At 65.5% G+C, this 18,805-nt stretch carries 15 protein-coding genes and 1 pseudogene; 5 read left to right on the top strand and 11 right to left on the bottom strand.

Going from position 1 to position 18,805, the window contains the following annotated elements:
• The first annotated feature begins 11 nt into the window (after window positions 1–11).
• Together AC56LW_RS10805 and AC56LW_RS10800 are read left to right on the top strand one after the other, a co-directional pair.
• Entirely contained in the window at window positions 12–677 is a 666-nt protein-coding gene (locus AC56LW_RS10805; protein WP_332531667.1) for a response regulator transcription factor, read from the top strand.
• The gene (locus tag AC56LW_RS10800) at window positions 674–2,077 is read left to right on the top strand and encodes a sensor histidine kinase (protein WP_499634154.1); all 1,404 of its coding nucleotides are present in this window, start codon (window positions 674–676) and stop codon (window positions 2,075–2,077) included. Before AC56LW_RS10805 ends, AC56LW_RS10800 begins: the two co-directional genes overlap by 4 nt.
• Here the strand turns inward: AC56LW_RS10800 and AC56LW_RS10795 are convergent.
• The gene (locus AC56LW_RS10795) at window positions 2,016–6,563 is read right to left on the bottom strand and encodes a PDDEXK-like endonuclease domain-containing protein (RefSeq protein WP_499634152.1); all 4,548 of its coding nucleotides are present in this window, start codon (window positions 6,561–6,563) and stop codon (window positions 2,016–2,018) included. The two genes, AC56LW_RS10800 and AC56LW_RS10795, sit on opposite strands and share 62 nt — an antisense overlap.
• Window positions 6,564–6,709: 146 nt before the next feature.
• On the opposite strand from AC56LW_RS10795, the gene AC56LW_RS10790 reads away from it, so the two are divergent.
• The gene (locus AC56LW_RS10790; RefSeq protein WP_499634150.1) at window positions 6,710–7,075 is read left to right on the top strand and encodes a hypothetical protein; all 366 of its coding nucleotides are present in this window, start codon (window positions 6,710–6,712) and stop codon (window positions 7,073–7,075) included.
• Window positions 7,076–7,160: 85 nt separating this feature from the next.
• Window positions 7,161–8,732 (top strand): TerC family protein, encoded by a 1,572-nt coding sequence (locus AC56LW_RS10785; protein WP_332531671.1) that lies wholly within the window; start codon window positions 7,161–7,163, stop codon window positions 8,730–8,732.
• 3 nt (window positions 8,733–8,735) lie between these two features.
• On the opposite strand, the gene AC56LW_RS10780 is transcribed toward AC56LW_RS10785, so the two are convergent.
• From AC56LW_RS10780 to AC56LW_RS10765, 4 genes are all read right to left on the bottom strand, one after another.
• Window positions 8,736–9,320, bottom strand: a complete 585-nt coding sequence (locus tag AC56LW_RS10780) for a TadE/TadG family type IV pilus assembly protein (protein ID WP_499634148.1) — start codon at window positions 9,318–9,320, stop codon at window positions 8,736–8,738.
• 14 nt (window positions 9,321–9,334) lie between these two features.
• A complete protein-coding gene (locus AC56LW_RS10775; protein ID WP_499634146.1) occupies window positions 9,335–10,822 on the bottom strand; it encodes a pilus assembly protein TadG-related protein in 1,488 nt (495 codons plus the stop codon).
• The gene (locus AC56LW_RS10770) at window positions 10,809–11,312 is read right to left on the bottom strand and encodes a TadE/TadG family type IV pilus assembly protein (RefSeq protein WP_332531674.1); all 504 of its coding nucleotides are present in this window, start codon (window positions 11,310–11,312) and stop codon (window positions 10,809–10,811) included. The genes AC56LW_RS10775 and AC56LW_RS10770 overlap by 14 nt, the downstream gene beginning before the upstream one ends.
• 73 nt (window positions 11,313–11,385) lie before the next feature.
• Window positions 11,386–12,387, bottom strand: coding sequence for an Lnb N-terminal periplasmic domain-containing protein (locus AC56LW_RS10765; RefSeq protein ID WP_499634144.1), 1,002 nt, complete (start codon window positions 12,385–12,387; stop codon window positions 11,386–11,388).
• Window positions 12,388–12,502: 115 nt separating this feature from the next.
• Here AC56LW_RS10765 and AC56LW_RS10760 point away from each other — a divergent pair, with 115 nt between their 5' ends.
• Window positions 12,503–13,849 carry an MBL fold metallo-hydrolase gene (locus tag AC56LW_RS10760; RefSeq protein ID WP_499634142.1) on the top strand — a complete coding sequence of 449 codons (1,347 nt, stop codon included), beginning with the start codon at window positions 12,503–12,505 and terminating at the stop codon, window positions 13,847–13,849.
• Between the two features lie 6 nt (window positions 13,850–13,855).
• Here the strand turns inward: AC56LW_RS10760 and AC56LW_RS10755 are convergent, their stop codons facing one another.
• The 6 genes and pseudogenes from AC56LW_RS10755 to AC56LW_RS10730 all read right to left on the bottom strand — a co-directional run bounded on the left by AC56LW_RS10755 (window position 13,856) and on the right by AC56LW_RS10730 (window position 18,795).
• Complete coding sequence (locus AC56LW_RS10755) at window positions 13,856–14,587, bottom strand: hypothetical protein (protein WP_499634140.1); 732 nt, start codon at window positions 14,585–14,587, stop codon at window positions 13,856–13,858.
• 63 nt (window positions 14,588–14,650) lie between these two features.
• Complete coding sequence (locus tag AC56LW_RS10750; protein ID WP_499634138.1) at window positions 14,651–15,337, bottom strand: trimeric intracellular cation channel family protein; 687 nt, start codon at window positions 15,335–15,337, stop codon at window positions 14,651–14,653.
• A 73-nt stretch (window positions 15,338–15,410) separates the two neighbouring features.
• Window positions 15,411–16,180 (bottom strand): annotated as a pseudogene (locus tag AC56LW_RS10745) (alpha/beta fold hydrolase); the annotation flags it as partial.
• Window positions 16,181–16,335: 155 nt separating this feature from the next.
• On the bottom strand, window positions 16,336–17,697 hold the full coding sequence (locus AC56LW_RS10740; RefSeq protein WP_499634136.1) for a VWA domain-containing protein: 1,362 nt from the start codon (window positions 17,695–17,697) through the stop codon (window positions 16,336–16,338).
• Window position 17,698: 1 nt separating this feature from the next.
• Complete coding sequence (locus AC56LW_RS10735) at window positions 17,699–18,331, bottom strand: TadE/TadG family type IV pilus assembly protein (RefSeq protein WP_332531680.1); 633 nt, start codon at window positions 18,329–18,331, stop codon at window positions 17,699–17,701.
• On the bottom strand, window positions 18,331–18,795 hold the full coding sequence (locus tag AC56LW_RS10730; protein ID WP_499634134.1) for a TadE/TadG family type IV pilus assembly protein: 465 nt from the start codon (window positions 18,793–18,795) through the stop codon (window positions 18,331–18,333). The genes AC56LW_RS10735 and AC56LW_RS10730 overlap by 1 nt, the downstream gene beginning before the upstream one ends.
• Window positions 18,796–18,805 lie beyond the last annotated feature (10 nt).

The following is an 18,805-nucleotide window of genomic DNA, read 5'->3' as shown; positions in this document are numbered from 1 at the left end:
AGAGGCGCGGGATGCGAATACTACTTGTCGAAGATGACGAATCGCTGGCATCGGGCCTGAAGCTCGCCCTCGGGCGGGCCTGTTACACGGTCGAACACGTGGGCGACGGCGTGGCGGCGGTCGCCGCGCTGGAACATAATGCGTTCGACCTGGCCATCCTCGACCTCGGCCTGCCGCGCCTGGACGGCATCGACGTCCTGGCACGGGTGCGGCGCGCCGGCAACGCCGTGCCGGTACTGGTGCTGTCGGCGCGCGATGCGGTGCGCGACCGGATCGTCGCCCTCGACCTGGGCGCCGACGATTACCTGATCAAGCCGTTCGATGTCGATGAATTGCTGGCGCGGGTGCGGGTACTGGAGCGGCGCCGCGCCGGCCTGTCGGTCAACCAGCTGCGCTTCGGCGACCTGGCACTGGATCTCGCGGGCATGGCGGTCAGCTGGAAAAACCAGCCGATCGATCTGCAGCACCGCGAATTCATGCTGCTCAGGCGGCTCGTCGAGCAGCCAAACAAGGTGTTTACCCGCAGCGAACTCGAAGCGTCGCTGTACGGCTGGGGCGAGGGCGTGGCCAGCAATGCCATCGACGTCTACGTGCATCACGTGCGGCGCAAGACCGATCCTGAGCTGATCAAGACGGTGCGCGGGCTTGGTTACCGTATCGGGAATTTGGCCACATGAGCGGCCGCACGAGCAGTCACATAAGCGGCCGTCGCTATTCGATCCGCCGGCGCCTGATCGTGCGCACGATGGCGTGCATGCTCCTGATCCTGGGGGGCATCTCGCTGGCCGCCCACTGGTTTGCCAGCTACGAGTCCGAGGAATTCTTCAGCGCGCGCCTGGCCAGTTCGGCGCGCGTGCTCGAAACACTGGTGGCCCACCAGCTCGAAACCGCCACCATCGGCGCGCCCATCGTGATCCCGATTCCCCGGCGGCTCGGCTACTCGGGCGGCGCAACGCCGTATGGTCATCCGTACGAACACAAGATCGCCTTCCAGGTCTGGAACGCCGAAGGGCGCCTGGTGGCCCGATCGGCGTCGGCGCCCGAAGCGCCGCTCGGACCCCTGGCGGCAGGCTATACCAGCAAGCTGCTGGGCGAGACCCTGTGGCAGGTGTTTGCCCTCAAATCGGGCCACATGTGGGTGGTCGTGGCCGAGAAGGACGAAGTGCGCGAAGAGATGGTCGAGCAGCTGGGCGCATCGGTGCTGGCGCCCGTCATCATCGGCGGCATCCTGCTGGTGCTGGCGGTCAACCTGGTGCTGGCGACAAACCTGGCGCCGCTGCGCACGCTGGCCGATGCCATTGCCCGGCGCGAGCCGGAGTCGCTCGCGCCCGTCGAACTGCCCGACTTGCCACGCGAGCTGGCGCCGGTGGTCGATGAACTCAACAGCCTGTTGCAGCGGGTAGCTGCGGCGTTCGAGCGTGAGCAGCAATTCATCGATGCGGCGGCGCACGAGATCCGCACGCCGATCGCGGCGGTGCAGCTGCATGTGCAGAATGCGCTGCGCGCGGCCAATCAGGCCGAGTGCGATGTGTCGCTTGGCGAGGCGGTTGGGGCGCTCGAGCGCACGACGCAACTGGCCGAGCAGCTGCTGACCTTCAGCCGCCTTGCGTCCGGCACCGACATGCAGTTGCAGCGCGAGGTCTCGCTGGCCGAAGTCTGCCGCGACGTGATGGCGCTGCAGGAACCCTTGCTCGACCGGCGCGGCCAGTCACTCGGCTTGTCCGCCACCCACGATTGCAGCGTGCAGGGCGACCCGTACCGGCTGCAGCAGTTACTGCGCAACCTGATCGAGAACGCGTCCCGGCATGGCCTGGCGCGCGGCGACATCGACGTGGCCATCGACTGCAGCAAGGGCCAATGCCTGCTGCGCGTATCCAACGATGGCGATCCGGTGCCGGACGAGGAGACGGAAAATGTATTCCGTCCTTATTACCGGCTACGGCCCGGTGGCAAGTCGGGGGCCGGCCTGGGCCTGAGCATCGTGCGCCAGATCGCCGACCAGCACGGGGCCACGGTCATGATTGCCCGGAAGGCAGATGGTCAAGGCTGTGTGGTGACGGTGGCGTTTCCTCGGTAAGCGCGTCACGTCCCCATTCGCGGTATTCGACGAGCAGCGGCGTGCGCGCCATGGCCCCGAGCGGCTCGATGCCCATCGCCGCCAGGCGCGCCAGCAGCTCGGCCAGGATCGTTGCGCGCTGCAGCGACCAGGTCGACGCAAAGCAGCGCCAGAAGGTCCAGCCGGCCCGTTCGAGCACGCGCTGGCGCCCCATGTCGGCCTGCCACCGGTCCGGCCCATGGAAGTCGTCGCCATCGAGCTCGATCGCCAGGCGCCGGTCGTGCGCGCCTTCCACCACCATGTCGATGCGGTAGCCGGCCGCCGGCACTTGCGGAATGACGCGGTAGCCGCGCTCGAACAACTCGGTGTACACGTCGCGCTCGAAACCGGATTCGCACAGTTCGATCAGGCTCGTGGCTTCTTCATTGGCTTCGAGCGGCTTGGCGAAGTGTTCGACCAGTGTGCGTCGCAAATCGAGCGTGGACAGTTCTTCGAGCTTCACCGAGCGTACGAGGTACATGCGGTCGCGCGCGCGCGAAGCGGCGACATTGAAGCGCTGGTCGAACTGCACGCCGGACAGCGCGTGGTGCTGCTTGCTGTCGGCGACCATCGACAGGAACATGATATCGCGCTCGCTGCCCTGGAACAGGCGCGCGTCGCCGCAGGCAAAGTTGCGCTTGACCAGTTCGGCCATGTCGCAGCGCGAGCGCACCATTTTGTCGATGAGCTGCGCCTGTTCGGGCCCCAGCAGCGACACCACGCCCAGCGTGCGACCGGCATAGGCCGGATCGCGCAGGATGGCATCGATCTCGGCCACGATGAATTCGGCCTCGGGGCGGTTCAGACCCTTGTTTTCGCGATAGCCGTTGGCCACGAACACGTCAATCAGCGGCGGATCGAGCCGCTCGGACGCCTTGGGAATGCGCAGCGGCTGGATGAAGCCCTTGTAGAACACGCGGTTGCTATAGGCGATGATCGGCGCGACGCTGCGGAAATGCTCGCGCAGCATGACCTTCGAGGCGGCAAACACGGTCGAGGCGATGTCGTACAGCGACATGTCGGCCGTGAGCACCGCTTCGAATGGCTGGCCCGCCAGAAAACGCCGGCGCAGGTCGGTGATCTTGGCGGCCGAGACAAAGCCCGCTTCGGGCGAGACCTGGCGATCGTCGCCAACCACGAGGAGCTGCTTGCCGCGCAAGACTGCCGGCAGCGCCCACAGGTCGGACTGGCTGGCTTCGTCGACGATGACGAGATCGAACGCACCGAGCGTGGCCGGCAGCGTTTCGGACACGCGGGCATGGCTCATGATCCAGCACGGCACGGCGGCCTGCGCATTGACCATCGCTTCCTGCGCGTCGCGCCGGTAGCGGCCAGCATTCACGCCCGTGCCCTTGCCCAGTTTGCGCATCGATGTGCGGTAGGTTTCCAGCGCGCTCAGGACGTTCTGGCCGGCCAGGCGGCGCGTGGCCAGCCAGGACGATTTTGACACCAGCTGCTCGTACAGGCGCGCCAGGCCCCGTTCGAGTTCGTGGCGGCGCTCGGCCAGGCCCAGCATCTCGTCGCGGGCATCAATGCCGTCCAGGTACGTCTTCAAGCGCGCCCAGGTCCAGGCATCGCGCCAGCGCACCGGGAATACGGCGTCGTCGCCGTGGGCGTCGACCGGGATCGTCGTCAAGCGCGTCGCCAGCCGCGCCGCGCCATGCTGCGCCACTTGCCCGGCGAGGTCGCGCACGGCGGCCAGGTCGGGCGCCAGCGCAGCGATGCGGCGCAGCTCCGCGAGCAACGCTGCGTAATCGGCGCTGACCGTATCGGCCGTCAGGCCAGGCGTGCCGAGCGTCTGCGCGGCGAAGTCACGCAGACGCATGCCGACCGGGCCATCGGCGCCGGCCAGCAAGCCGTGCAGCGCGGCCATGGCGGTGCGGGCCTGTTCGAGATTGGCGCGCGCCAGGTGCCGCGCCAGGTAGTCGCGCACGCGTAGCAGGTCGGCCTCGCGGCCCAGCAGGTCGTTCGTCGGCGGCTGACTGAACACCGCCTGGGCCAGGCGAGGCAACTGCACGTCATGCGTGGTTGCCTGGGCATGCGCGGCGCGGGCCGTGGTCAGGATCTGCTCGATGGCGCGCAGTTGCGCCACGTCCGCCTCCAGGACCGGCAGCGACAGGTCGGGTGCGAACGCATTCCAGCGCACGGCGAACGAGTGCAGGCGGTTCTGCAGCGCGGCGTAACGCTGCACGTGGGCCCAGTCGTCGCTGGAGGCTGGCGCCAGGCCGGCCACGCGGATCGCCGCGATCTGCCCCTTGACGTCGCCGCCGCCGAATGAGAGCAGGCCGAACGGCTTGCCCGTCTCGACGGCGCGGTTGATGGCGTCGACGGCTTTTGGATTGGCGAGTGCTTCGGTCGGCGCCGTGACGGGGCGCTGCATGAATTCGGCGCGTGCGCGCAGCAGCGCATCCATCTCGGGCAGCAGCGCCTCGAATGCGCCGCGCTCGGTGACGAATTGCGACTGGCGGGATTTCAGGCGCACGGCGTGCGCCCAGTCAAAGCCCGAGGCCTCGACCTCGGCGGCGGTGGCAATGGCGCCGGCCAGCGCCGTCTGCAACGCCTGTGCGGCGGCAAACACGTCAGGCGTGGTCGCGCGCAGTGGCGGCAGCGCGCCGCTGGCTTCGTCGCGCTCGATGTCGTGCATCGCCAGCAGCGTGTCGTGCAGACGGCCGGTGGCCTGCGCCGGGGGCAGGGCGTCGGCTGCTGGCAGCCGCGCATTGCAGTACACGAGATCCGCGCCCAGCCGGCGCCGCGCCTCGCGCAATCCCATCGCCTGTTCGTCGCCGAACGGCGGCGCGTGGTGCGGAGCCAGCGACAAGTCATCGTCGAACCAGCCGAAACGGTCCTTGCCGTCGATGACCAGTTCGGCCATCTTCTGCGCGCGCATGTCGACGCCGTCGACGCTGACGGCGGCCAGCTGGGCATGCGCGATCTCGTCGATGCGGGTGTCGATGGCGGCGGTTTCGGCGTGCGCGCGGTCGAGCGCGACGCGGCACGCGGCAATCGCCTCGGTCTCGAGCTGCGGGTTCAGATGCGACAGCGTGTGGATGATCGCTTCGATCGATGCCTGGAACTGGCGCATGCCTTCCTTGTCGCCCGACAGCAGGGCGACGGTCAGCGGCCGGATCGATTCCGGAATCTTCTCCTGCAGGACCTTCAGCGCCGGCTCGCCCTTGGAGGTGACCAGGATGCGTTTGCCCGAGGCCAGGTAGTGGCTGATGATATTGGCGATCGTGTGCGTCTTGCCGGTGCCAGGCGGGCCCTGGACCGTGACGCCGGGCGAGCGCGCCAGTTGCTGCACGATGGTTTCCTGCTCGCGGTTGTACGGCAGCGGGAAGTACAGTTCGCGCGGCTCGCCAGCGTTGACGGCGCCGCCGGACAGGCCGCGAAACGCAATCGGTTCGTGTTCGAGCACCGCGCTGCCGGGTGGCGTGACAAGGCTCAGCGGGCCGTCTGGCAGCGCTTCGGCGTCGTCCACGCGGTCTTTCAGGCGCGCGATGTCATCGATCAGGAAGTGGGTTGCGCGCGGCCGGGCGAAGATCACCCAGCCGTGCGTGACGACGAGGCGCTCGCCCGGAGGCGGCGCCTGCGTGGCGGCCATGTCGTAGCGGGCGTCGGCGCTGACCTGGCCGGCGATCAGCTTGAGGATCGGCTCGATCATCTCGGGTGCGAACGGCGAGATCGTGCTGTCGCCGCGCGCGGCCAGCAGGCTGCGCGCCGCGCGTTCGACGTCGCCGATACCGGGCACGCCGCAGGCCGCGAACGCATCGAGTTCCAGGTGCGCGTCGAGCTGGCGGGGCCGCAAGCCGATGGCGTGCGAGGTCGGGTCGATGTCGATTTCCAGCGCCTGCGTGATGAGCGGGTAATGGAAGTCGACAGGCGCCGGGGTGCGCATCTGCCACGACGACAGGCCCATGCCCCAGACCAGTTCCAGCGGGCGCGCCGCTTCTTCGGATTCCAGCCTTGCTTTCAGTGCGAACAGGTCTGCGTACAGCGTGATTACCTGGCGGCGCGGACGCTCGCGCGCCGCCCACTCCTGCCACGGTGGCAGGTAGGCAGCCAACCCCTGCGCGACGCGGGCGCGGCGCTCTGCATCGCGTTCTTCAACGCGCTGCTTCGCCTGGTCATCGGTGGCACTGGCAGCATCGTCATGGCGCGCATCGGCCAATGTGGCTTCATTGAGCGCCGGCGGATTGCCGGACGGGTCGGCGCCGATCAGCAGGTATGGCGCCAGCGCCGGATCGGCCAGCAGCGGCGGCGATGTGGACTCGAGCCGGTGCACGCGCAGCCACAGGTCGTCCTGCTCGGTCTCGACGCTGAACTCGATCCACGGCAGCGTCGACAGGTCGGTAAAGGTTTTCTTGAATTCGGTGACTTTCGCGAGCGTGAACGCGGAAGGGTCTATGTCTTTGGCCTGCTCGACGAGATAGTCGAGCAGCGCGCTCATGCGCTGGGCAGATGTGTGCATCGGGTGCTTCCCGGCAGGGCCGGTGGGTAAGGTGGCGGCCATTGTACAAGAGGGCTGCCATGCGTGCGGCGCGCACGAATGGCGTGCGCGGGGCCATGCTAGAATGAACGGGTCATCGACTTCCCCGCTGCAGTTCCCTCCTATCTATGAGACGAGTATTCGTCATCTGCCTGATCCTGCTGCTCCCCCTGAACATGTTTGCCCTGGCCATGGCCGCATCTGCGATGCTGCCGCCCGCGCCATCGCAGCGCGCTGCCGACGCCGCGCCGGTGGTGCAGCCGACGTCCGCACCCGTCTTCGCCGACGCCTACCTGCCCGACAACTACGACTGCCAGACCAGCTGCGACATCGATCCCGATGAACCGCCGGCCGGCGCCGACGTGCACGACACCATCAACGAAGAGCTCTCGCTGCGCCTGGCCGATGTGCGCGGCGGCGCGCTCGCACCCCCATTCCTGTCCCATGCCAGCAGGTCCTGGCACCCCTTGTTCAAGCCACCGCGCGCGGTGTGATGCCTGCCTGTGCCGCTTTTGCGGCATGCCCTCGCTGCGCCCCGCGCAGCGGCACGTTCACACTGATTCAAACAAGAGGTAACACATGGAATGGCTATTCGACCCCACCATCTGGGCGGGTCTGCTCACGCTCGTTGTCCTGGAAATCGTCCTGGGCATCGACAACCTGATTTTCATCGCCATCCTGGCGGACAAACTGCCGCCGCACCAGCGCGACAAGGCGCGCCTGATCGGCCTGTCTCTCGCGATGCTGATGCGGCTTGGCCTGCTCACGATCGTCTCGTGGCTCGTCACGCTGACGACGCCGTTGTTTGCGCTTGGCTCGATGGCGTTTTCCGGCCGCGACCTGATCCTGCTGCTGGGCGGCGTCTTCCTGCTGTTCAAGGCCACCGTCGAACTGCATGAGCGCATGGAAGGCGTCACGCACGTGCAAACCAAGTCGCGGGTGTACGCGGGCTTTGGCGCCGTGGTCGCGCAGATCGTCGTGCTCGACGCCGTGTTCTCGCTCGATGCGGTCATCACCGCCGTCGGCATGGTCGACAACCTGTACGTGATGATGGCCGCGGTGATCATTTCGATCGGCGTCATGATCCTGGCCTCCAAGCCACTGACGCGTTTCGTGAATGCGCATCCAACGGTCGTCGTGCTGTGCCTGAGCTTCCTCCTGATGATCGGCCTGTCGCTGGTTGCCGAAGGCCTGGGCTTTCATATCCCGAAAGGCTATCTGTACGCCGCCATCGGTTTCTCGATCCTGATCGAGGCGCTGAACCAGTTCGCACGCCGCAATTTTCTGAAACAGGAAGCGCGCGTGCCGCTGCGCGACCGCACCGCCGATTCGGTGCTGCGCCTCATGGGCGGCAAGAAGCGGATGCACGTGGATGCCGATGCCGAACCGCAGGATGAACCGGCGACCGAGCCGGAAGCGTTCGGCGCCGAAGAGCGCAATATGGTCAGCGGCGTATTGGCGCTGGCCGACCGGTCGATCCGCTCGATCATGACGCCACGCTCGGAACTCACGTGGGTCAATCTGGACGACGACGCCGACACCATCCTGCGCCAGTTGCAGGCGTCGCCGCACAGTGGCATGCCGGTCGGTCGCGGCCAGCTGGACCAGCTGGTGGGCATTGCGCGCACCAAGGACCTGGTCAGCGCGCTGATGCTGCACGGGCGCATCGATGCATCGGCCGACGGCGGCATCGTGCGCGCGCCGATCCTGCTGCCCGATACGGCCGGTGTGCTGGGCGCGATGGAGACGCTCAAGCGCGCACATGGCCAGCCCGTGCTGGTGACCGACGAATTCGGGATTGTCCAGGGCCTGCTTACGCCGGTGGACATCCTGGAGGCGATCGCCGGTGAATTCCCGGACGAGGACGAGCAACTGGCCATCCGGCCGCTGGGCCCGGACCTGTGGGAAGCCGATGGCGCGGCCGATCTGCACCAGCTGGAGCAACTGCTGGAGACGGATGCGCTGGTGGGCGATGACGATTACACGTCGCTGGCGGGCTTCCTGCTCGCGCGCTTCGCGTCCATGCCCGAACCGGGGCAGGCCATCGAGCTCGATGGCTGGCGCTATGAAGTCGTCGCCGTCGGAGATCGCCGCATCGCGAAGGTTGCGATATCCCGTGTGGCAGGCGACACAGCGCCAGACGTCCTGTAAACGCTAGCTGCCGCCCGTCGGGACTGGCACGCCGGGCGGCATGCCCAGGGTCTCGGCCCGGGCGATGGTGGTCGCAGTGGGAAGGCCGAAAGAAAACGGGACGAATGACGTCAGGGTCTGGTACGGCACCGGATCGCAGACACCGCTGGCGCTCCCGGGCAAGCAGATCCGCACCCGGACCAGCTGAATGCAGTTGGCCGCGTTGGGATTGGACGTGCAGTTGATCCGGTTTTGCCGGGGACTTGCCGGCATGCCTGTCCCGATCGGGACGGGGTCCGATGTCGCCGGGATGTGCAGATAATCGATCTTAACGTAATCGTCGGTGATGGGATCGGCAAACAGCAGGGCGCCGCGCGTGGTGCGAAACACCGCGTGGGTGCGCACATTCAGCATCGCGGTCGCATCGGAGAAGTCACTGTTGACGGCCAGCGCCGTCGCGCGCCGCGTGACCTCCTGCAGGATATTGCAGATATAAAGTGCCCGGATGATGTCGACAATGCCGAAGAAGAGCATGAAAAAGACCACGGCAACCACGGCGAATTCGACTGCGGCGACACCACGTTGCCGCGTTGGCGTTTGGCGGGTCATGTCAGGTCCATCCGTCAGGGGTACAGGACGATGCGGGTGCCCAGCGACTGCTCGGTCGCCAGGCCTGCGAACTCGCCGTACAGGGAGGTCTGCGTGGCGGGAACGGTCATGAAGAATTTGCCGATGCCAAGCACCGTGGCGTCGCTGCCCGTGATCGGGCAAGCGAGCAATGGCAGGTTCAGAACGCGGCGGTTGGCAAGACTCTTGTTACTCGCCGGTGGCCCTTTGTAAAATTGGGTACCAGTCGTGTAGGAGTAGGGCGTCGGCGTGTCCGCGCTGTCGGGATAGGGTGTAGTCGTTGATGTGGTGGGATTGCCCGGCGTGTACAGGGTGCTCCATTTGGTCACGTCATACGTTGCATAGCCGGTTGCCGGTTCCGGCGCACCCGTACTGGCGTACGATGTATACTGTACCGCCTTTGCGTACGACCAGAGCGGGCCGAATTGCACGCCCAGGGTCCCGGCGGGCGCCGTATCGGGGCCTGCAATCGTCCACCGGCGCTCTGTTGTCGCCAACAGCGTAGCTGACTGCCCCGCGGGCGTCGCGCCCATCCAGGAGGCGCCGCTGTTGAAGGTGAATTCCTTGATATTGATGTCGGCGGGCGCCGTGCGGGCGTCGCAGGCGTTGGCACCTGTCCCGTAGGTGCCGAAGCGGGAATTGAGCTGCTGCGAGAGAGAATTGATCGGAAACGACGCCGACACCTTGACCGTGCCACCGGACAGCCGCGACATGGCCATCGTGCCGGTACAGACGAACGGCGCCAGTGTCGCTGTGTCAATGATCGGCGTGGCCTGCGCAACCGGATTGACGATGAAGGTCTGACCGGTGGTGGCGCCGGGCAGGTTCAGGTCCAGCAGGTTGTAGCCCACGCCCCGGCGAAAACCGAACTCTTCCAGTTCACCCCCATGGTCGCGGTGGGCATCCTCACGCATGGCGCAGATGCCCAGCGGGGTGACCTTGATGGCAGAGCGGCCGGCGATGGCGCGGGCGCTGGTGAAGGTGTCAGGGATGTCCGTGAACGTCCGGAGGAACAGCGTGGCGACGGTCCCGTACTCGGTATCCAGCCTTGCAGTATCGACTTGCACATACAGCAGATCGTCAAAATCTGTCATGGCCTCGCCGACCGTGCGCCACGGGCCGGACGGGCTGCGGGCGAATTCGATGGCAGCATCCGACCAGGCCATCGTGGCCTTGCCGTACTGGTAGGTAAATCTGTCGTTCCCTTGCAAAAAGCGCTGCGAGGCGATTGCCAGTGCAGAGGTAATGCCGGCCGCAGTCCCGTCAAGTTCATGCGCGGCCGACAACGCAACGCTGTCGGCGACATTCTGGAGTTCCATCTTGCGGTGGGTGACGAGGGACAGGTCGAAGGCCAGCGCGAGAAACCCGAGAATGATGAACATGGCAGACGCGAACATCCAGCTGATGACGCCGGTCTGTTTGCCAGGGTGTGGCGGGTGTTGCCGACGCGGGCGCGCCGGCCCGGCATTTTCACTGGGCGACATAGCGCATCGTGACTTCGCTGGTCATTGTTATATCGGCAGAGCCCAGGTAATCCATCGTCAGGCTGCCGAGTAGATGATCGTGCAACGTGATTTGCACACTTGTGTGGACCTGCGTAGGCGTCAGCGCACTGCATGGCTCGCCATCGCATTGGATCCCGATGGCAATGCTATCGGTGAGCGGCACGAGTTCGCCCAGTTCCTGTTGGGCGATCCAGCGGGCAATTGCCGGAACGCGTGCTTCGTTGAAGCCACCGCCACCGGTGCGCAGTTCGGCCTGCGTTGCGGTCGCGATATAGCGCGTGGCATCGTGCGCCGCTTTCTGCCCCACGCTGTAAAACCATGCGGCGCGCGCCATATAGAGCGGCCCGGCCAGCAGGATCAGAAACAAGGGCAGAATCAGTGCCATTTCGACCGCGACGCTGCCGGTCACCGAGCTGCGGAATCGCTTGTAGCGTACAACCATGGCGTCCTCCTTCCAGCGTTCGACCATTGCCGATACTAGAGGAAGCCTTTGGTCCCGATTTGACTTGCGGCAACTATCGCGAGAGGTGGCGCGATCGTCCTCAGCGAATACCGGGTACGCCGACGCGGATCGCGCGCGAAAAATCGCTGCCGTCGATATCGGCCTGGCGCGCCCGCGCGTTGATGTGGCCGCGCTGCTGCAGCACCGCGTACGGCACGCCCGGCGTCAGTGCGTCCTGGTCGTACGCGTATTCGGCGAAGTGGCCCGATGCCAGCAGCCGGTAATCGAGCGGCAGGTCGGGTGCGATGCGGTGCGCCAGTTCGTACAGGATCGTCGTGCAGTTGCTGGTGAGCGTGTTGTAGAACTCGGGCTGGCGGCGCAGTGCTTCGGCGCGTTCCAGGTACGCCAGCAGCACGGCGCGCAGCTGCCCCGGTGTGGCGCGCAGGCGGTACAGGTAGACCTGCTCGCCGCGTGCATTGCTGCGCGTGCGGATCAGGTCGCGCTCGTCCGAGGCGATGATCACCTGTTCGAACTGGCGAAAGAAGCCGCCGACCGCCGAGAACGTTTCGGTGCGCTCCTTGCGGATTTCGAGCGAAAACACGAGCTGTTTGCCGTCCCTGAAGCCGAACGTCACCAGTGTGTGGGCGATGTGTGGCCCCATCCAGTACGACATGATCAGATCGGCCGACACGATGCCAGCCAGATCATAGTCACGGGTCTCCCAGCGCGGCGTGTAGTCGGTCTCGGTGCGCCAGTCGAAGTTGCGCACGTTGTGCAGCACGAGGCGATCGCCGTCGACGCGCGAGACGAGCATGCGCGACACGTCGTCAGCCCACACGCGCTCGTGCGATGGCGTCAGTGAAAACCACCAGCCCAGCAGCACGGCCAGCGCCACGGCGCCGGTGACCAGCGCCCTGGCGCCGGGCCACTTGCCCGCGCCGCGTGCGATGGCGATGGTGGCGGCCAGGCCGGCCAGCGACCACAGTGCGATCGCGGCGTAGCCGCCGGGCCTGGATAGCTGGAACCACAGCGCCAGCGCGCCCCAAGCGGTGACCAGCAACACGCACACGGCAAGGACGGCGCGGGGGACGGGGCGGCTCATGATCATCTGCTACTTTCGGAAACGCTGGGGTGGTGCAGTGTAGCGGTTCGGTTTGGCAACAACAAGCGCCGTCCCGGAGCGCGCCCTGTAGAATGCCGCCTCCAAAGGGGGACCAATGACGACGCCAGGCCTGACCATTTCGCGCATCCTGCATGCGGGGTACGTATTCGCGTGCGAGGGCGCAACGATCGCCTTCGACACGATCTTCGAGAACCCGTTCAGCCGCAACTGCCATGCATTTCCGGACGTGCGCTTCGATGTCGCGGCGATCCGCCGCCAGCATTTCGACGCCGTGTTCATTTCGCATTTCCATGACGATCACTGCTCGCTCGACAGCCTCGATTTGCTGGACCGCGCCACGCCCCTGTACATCTACTGCATCTTCGACGCGTTGTTCGAGATGGTGCGCCAGCTGGGCTTCACGCACGTGCACCCGCTGCGCCTGAACACCCCGGTCACGGTGGGTCCGTTCACCGTCACGCCGCGCGAGGCGATGGACGTCGACGTCGATTCGATGTTCCAGGTCCAGGCGGCCGGGCAGAACGTGCTCAATGTCGTCGATTCATGGATCGACGACGACACGCTGGCCCAGCTGGTTGGACTGGGGCCGTGGGACATGGTGCTGTGGCCGTTCCAGACGATGCGTGAAATCGAGGTGCTCACGCCATCGCGCGCCGCAGCCGCGCCGCCCGAACTGCCGGCCGAATGGATCGCGCAGCTGCAGGCGCTGCAGCCGCGCTATGTGGTGCCCAGTTCGTGCCAGTTCGTACAAGAGCCGTGGTCGTGGTACAACCGCGCGTTCTTCCCGATCACCTATGCGCAGTTTACCCGCGAGGTGGGCGCCGCGCTGCCGGCGGCATCGGTCGTGCGGCTCGACCCCGGCACGTCCGTGCGGCTAGGCGGCGCGGCGCTGCAACCGGCAGCGCCGCTGGCGTGGCTCGTGCCCGTGGGGCCGCAGGATGTCGACTACGTTTATGAAGGCAATGCAGCGCCGCCATCGACGGCGTCGATCGCGCAGCATTTTGCAGCCCTGAGCGAAGCGCAGATGGCGCGCGTGCTGGATTACTGCCGCGCGGGTGTGCCTGCCAAGTACAGTGAGGTCGAGGCGGCCTCAAGCTACTTCGACGGCCCGCGCTACTGGCGTTTGTCGGTGTATGACCACCAGGGCCAGGCGAGCGTGTTCGATTACCTGCTCGATGGTGACGTGGCCACGCTCGTGACCGAAGCTGGCCCGCTTGGCTGGACGACGGAAATTCCGGCCGCCAGACTGTATGGCGCGCTCGAACAGGGCGAGTCGCTCACCACGATGTACATGAGGATCAACGACGCACATTTCGATGCCGATGCCGAGCGTGACCTGCTGGACGTTGACGTCGTTGACGATCCGCTGATCCGCTGCCTGTTCAGCGATACCTTCGGCGCGTACCAGGCGGCGCAGCTGCGCCGCCTGCTGGCGCGCTGACCGGGGCTATTTGCCCAGCAGGCGCAGCGACTGTTCCCAGTCGTCTTCCCAGTCCAGCAGAAAATCGTGGGTCTGGAACGCGCGTCGTAGCGGGCCCAGTGGTACGCGGTGGAGATCATGCAGGCCGAGCGCCAGCGTCACCGGGTTCCAGACTGCGTTGCGTTTGGACTTGCGCACGCTGGCCTTCACACGCGCGCCATCGTCACCAAAGATGCCGATGGCATTCTCGAGCGCTGCGCCCAGATCCATGCGCGCATGTGCGGCAAACGCTTCCAGCACCTGCGCCTTGTTGATGCCGAAGGCCGACTCGGTCGGCACTTTTGGTTCTGGCGGCGGCGCGGCCGCTGCAGCGATGGCCGCCTGTGCCTCACGCTCCAGCCTGGCCACCAGCTGCGTCAGGTCCTTCTTCTGGAACCGCAACGCATCGAGCGGGCGTCTGAAGCCCGGCGGCGGCAGGTGCGCGACGATCTTGTAGGCGTCCTTGGTCATCGTCATCAACACGTCGTCACTGCCGGCGATCAGGCGCGCGATGTCGTCCTGGAAGAAGATCGGCGCTGCATAACCGCCATTGGCGTCACCGAACAAGTCGGCGTGGGCCGGGTCGTAGTCGAGCCAGACATACGGCGTGACCGCGTGTTCGAGCAGGCGCGCCAGGGTCCAGGGTGATGCGGTCTGTTGTTCGAGCCAGGTGCAGGCGTCAAGCAGGGTGGCACGGTAGGGCAGGTCGGTGGCGCTCATGTCGATTCAGTGGGGAGGGCGTGGCTGGCCCCCATTGTAGTGCATGCATTTGCCGGGTCGGGTTCAGCGCCCGTCGCGATTGTGGTCATTGGCGTCCGGCGGCTCGACCCCGCGCGCCGTCGGCAGATGCCAGCCATAGCGGATCGCGGCCAGGCGCAAGCCGAAGCATAGCGCCGCGCCGACGCAGGCGGTGGGCGTCGTGGGCCACTGCAGCGCGTCGCCGATCACCACCACCGAGGCACCAGCCAGCGCTGCGACCGCGTAGATATCCGAACGGAACACGGCCGGCACGTTCGACAGCAAAACGTCACGCGCGACGCCGCCGCCAATGCCGGTCAGCATGCCGAGCAGCGCGGCCATCACGGGCTCCAGCCCGAACACGAGCGCCTTTTGCGCGCCCGCCACGCAAAACAGCGCGAGGCCCGCGCCATCGAACAGCAATACCGGATTGCGCGCGCGGTGGATGAATGGATGCCAGAAGAAGATCGTTACGCCCGCCAGCAGCGATACGCCGAGGTAGCGCCAGTCTGAAAACGCAGCCGGCGGCGTGGCGCCGATCAGGAGGTCGCGCACGATGCCACCCGAAGTGGCGGCCACGAACGACAGCACGAGCACCCCGAACAGATCGAGATGGCGCCGCACGCCGGCAGTGGCGCCGGACAGCGCAAACACAAAGGTGCCCACCAGGTCGAGCGTGAGCACCAGCGTTTTCATGGCGGCCCCCATGTCGAGGGCAAGAACGGCAAACACGTGAATCCACCTTGCAAATGCTGGTGCGCGCGGCACCGAAGACGGCGATTCTAGCGCATGGCCGCGCCTGCTCCCGGATGGACGCCAGCAAATCGGCGTTGACCTGGTCCTTGTGCGTGTCGGTCACGCCGTGCGGCGCGTCCGTGTAGACGATCAGCGTGGCATGCGGGACCAGCGTTTCTGAAGCCCGGAAGGCTGCATCGGTTGGCACCACCTGGTCGTCGGCGTAGTGGATGATCAGCGTGGGGATGGTGAACTGCTTTAGGTCTTCAGTGAAGTCGGCCTCGGAAAACGCCTTGATCGAGTCGAAGGTGTTCTTGTGGCCACCCATCAGGCCCTGCGACACGGCCGCGCCAGGACGGTTGAACCCGTAGAACGGGCCGGTCGGCAGATCCAGGTACAACTGCAAACGATTGGCCACCTGGGCGGCGCGAATGCCGTCGGACACCTCCATCGGCAAGCCGCCCGGATTGGCTGCTGTTTTGAGCATCAAGGGCGGCACCGCCGAGACCAGGCTGGCCTTGGCGACGCGTTGCGTGCCATGTCGGCCGATATAGCGTGCCACTTCGCGGCCACCCGTCGAAAGCCGACCAGCACGGCATTGGTCACGTCGAGATGATCGAGCAGCTCGGCCATGTCGTCGGCGTAGTGGTCCATGTCGTTACCGTCCCACGGCTAGCTCGAACGGCCGTGGCCGCGCCGGTCATGGGCGATGCAGCGGTAGCCGTGGCCGGCCAGGAAGATCATCTGCGACTTCCAGCTGTCGGCATTCAGGGGCCAGCCGTGGCAGAAGACGATGGGCTGGCGGCTGCCCCAGTCCTTGTAATGGAGTTCGACGCCGTCTTAGGTGGTTAATGCGCTCATGAGCGCTGCTCCCGGTGGTGAGTGGTGGTGATCGCTCAGTAGACCCGGGAACGCGCTCGTGCGCATCGCGCTGAAGGTGCGCGCGCGCACCCCACTTTCGATAAGGCGGGGTGCCGATGAGGCTAAGCCTGCGATTATTTGGTAATACGCAAGATTGCCGAGGCCAGCCGCGAGAAACAGGGCGTCAGGTCGTTGTCGGTCGCGGCGTAGCAGTACATGCCTACCGGCTGACTCGGGGTTTGGCAGCGCTGCGGCGCATCCACCGTGTTGGCCATGCACTTCAACACCATCTCACCGGTGTGCGCAGTATCGTAGGGGCTCGTGCTTTTCAGCGCTGCGCCCAGGCCGAGCGTGAATACATACATACCTTCTTCACGCGCTTTGGCAGCGACGCTTTCAGCCAGATTGCGCGCCGCCCGGTCGATGTTGCGTGCGTAGTTTCCGGACAGGTCGGCAGTCACTTCACGCGGCCCCTTGGTCACGATCGGAAACTCGCTCGTGAAGTTCACATCTGTCGCAGTCTTCCAGTCCGGTGCGTGCGCATTGTAAAAGTTCGGCAGCCGCCTTGCCGCGTAACTGTTGTTCCGCACCAGGCGGCATTTGTCGCTGACATAATTGAAGGACGCGCTGTTGAGGTTACCGAGCGCATAGGTTGGGCCGCCCGAATCGAGGGTGCCGGGTTCGATGCAGTCCTTGTCCTTGTTGTCGAAGATGAGGTAAGAACCGAGTGCAGTCGGCGCGCCATCCGAGAAGAACACGATGACGCGCATGGTGGAACGGCTGCCCTGCGGGACTTTGTTGAGCTGGTCGCGTGCATTCCACATGCCTTCAACCGAGGCAGTGCCATCTTCGAAGCTGAAGTTGTTGATTTTGGTGTTCATCGCGCTACGATTGAAGCCGCGCGCCGACGGGCTGATTGGCGCATCGACGACCGCCCCGGACGCAAAATGGATGAGCGCCACACGGTCCTGCGTCACATTGAACTTGCTCAGGAACGATTTCGCAGCAGTGCGCACACCCGGGCCGGCAGCACCGATCGAGCCGGATGTATCGACCACCAGCGCCATATCCAGATCATTCCGAACCGTCTGGGCCGCCGCGACCGGCGTCAGCGACGTGAACTTCATGATCTGCATGATCGACACCGGCATCGGCGCTTCAGCCTTGACATCGATCGTTGCCTGGCCGCCATTGAAGGTCACGTTGGTGCTGATGATCCGTGGCGACGACAACAGGTAATTGCTCGGGATATTGGCGGCGAAAAAGTCGGCCGCGGCGGCGCGCGCGCTGGCGATCTGCTCCGTCTGGTTATTGCCGGTCGTGACCGCGCGCGCGCCGGCCAGCGCCGCAGAATCCACCGCCGCATTCAGCCGCGCCTTGACCAGATACGCCAGCCCGGCATCGACACACAGCCCCACGACGGCAAGCAGCACGAACATCGACACGGCCACCATGATGGCGACCGCACCGCGCTGACGGGGAAGATTCGGATTCATCTCAGAACACACTCATGGAATACAGGTCGGGCCCGAACGTGGGCAGGGTGCTGGAACCGCTGGTGAACCCGCTGGCCAGCATGTCGAAGCGATAGAACGACTCGACCACGAAGACGACTTCGCCATCGTCGAGCTTGCCAGTCATGATCGTCGTCGCGGGCCGGGTAACGCTGTTGGCACTGGAGCACTTGCCAGTGCCGCTCCAGGCAGTGCAGCGATAAACCTTGCTCATTGGCGCATAGCCGCTCTTGCGAAAGCCCTGCTGGCGCTTGGCATCATCCCAGCGGTACTGGTCCAGCACGACGCTGCGCGAGACGCCGTTAGTCATCACGCCCATTACGCGCGTGATGTATATCATTCCGAGTTGGTTGACGTTCAGTGGCGGGGCGCTGGCCATGAGTGCATTGATCGTGTCCTGGCCGCTGGCGTCGAGATCGACGCCACTGCGCGAGAGGATGCTCGCACCTTCGCGCGCGATATTGGTGATGATGATATTGGCTTGCAATGCGCGTGCACCGTCGATGGCGCACAGCAGCAGGACCACCAGCATCGGCAGCAGCAGGGCAAGTTCGACCGCGGCAACGCCACGCTGGCGGCGCGCATGGCGGGTGACAGCAGATGATGTTGGCAGCATCAGAAGTACTCGTTTCGCATGGTGGCGCCGACTGCAAAACTGTTCTGGCCGCCGGTAAAGAATGTCGCGAGCAGCGGCGTCGTCACCCGCCAGGCGCAATTAAGCTGCAGCACCACCATGTCGCCCGCGCCGCCAAACATGGCGTTGCTATAGCTGTTGCTAGCGTAGCTCTTGCCATTGACCGACACGACGCAATTCGTGCGCTCGTACATGCCCAGTGAATTGTCGCGGATCTTCGCGATCACGGTAGCGTAACGCTGCTGGGTACTGGTCCCGCCCTCGTTTGCGCGGCCGGTAATGGCAAAGCGCGCGCCTTCCCGCACCGCGTACTGCATGGTCAGCGTGGCGAAGAACATCATGCTCATTTCAATAATCGCCACGAGGACCAGCATGAGCACGGGCGCGATGATGGCCATCTCGACGAGTGTGGCGCCAGATTGACGTTGGGGTCTCTTAAACAACATATTCGGGCAA

It is taken from the genome of Telluria sp. LT2P80 (assembly GCF_059685955.1).
The sequence above is the reverse complement of the archived record's forward strand: the minus strand, read 5'-3'. Positions and strand labels throughout refer to the sequence as shown.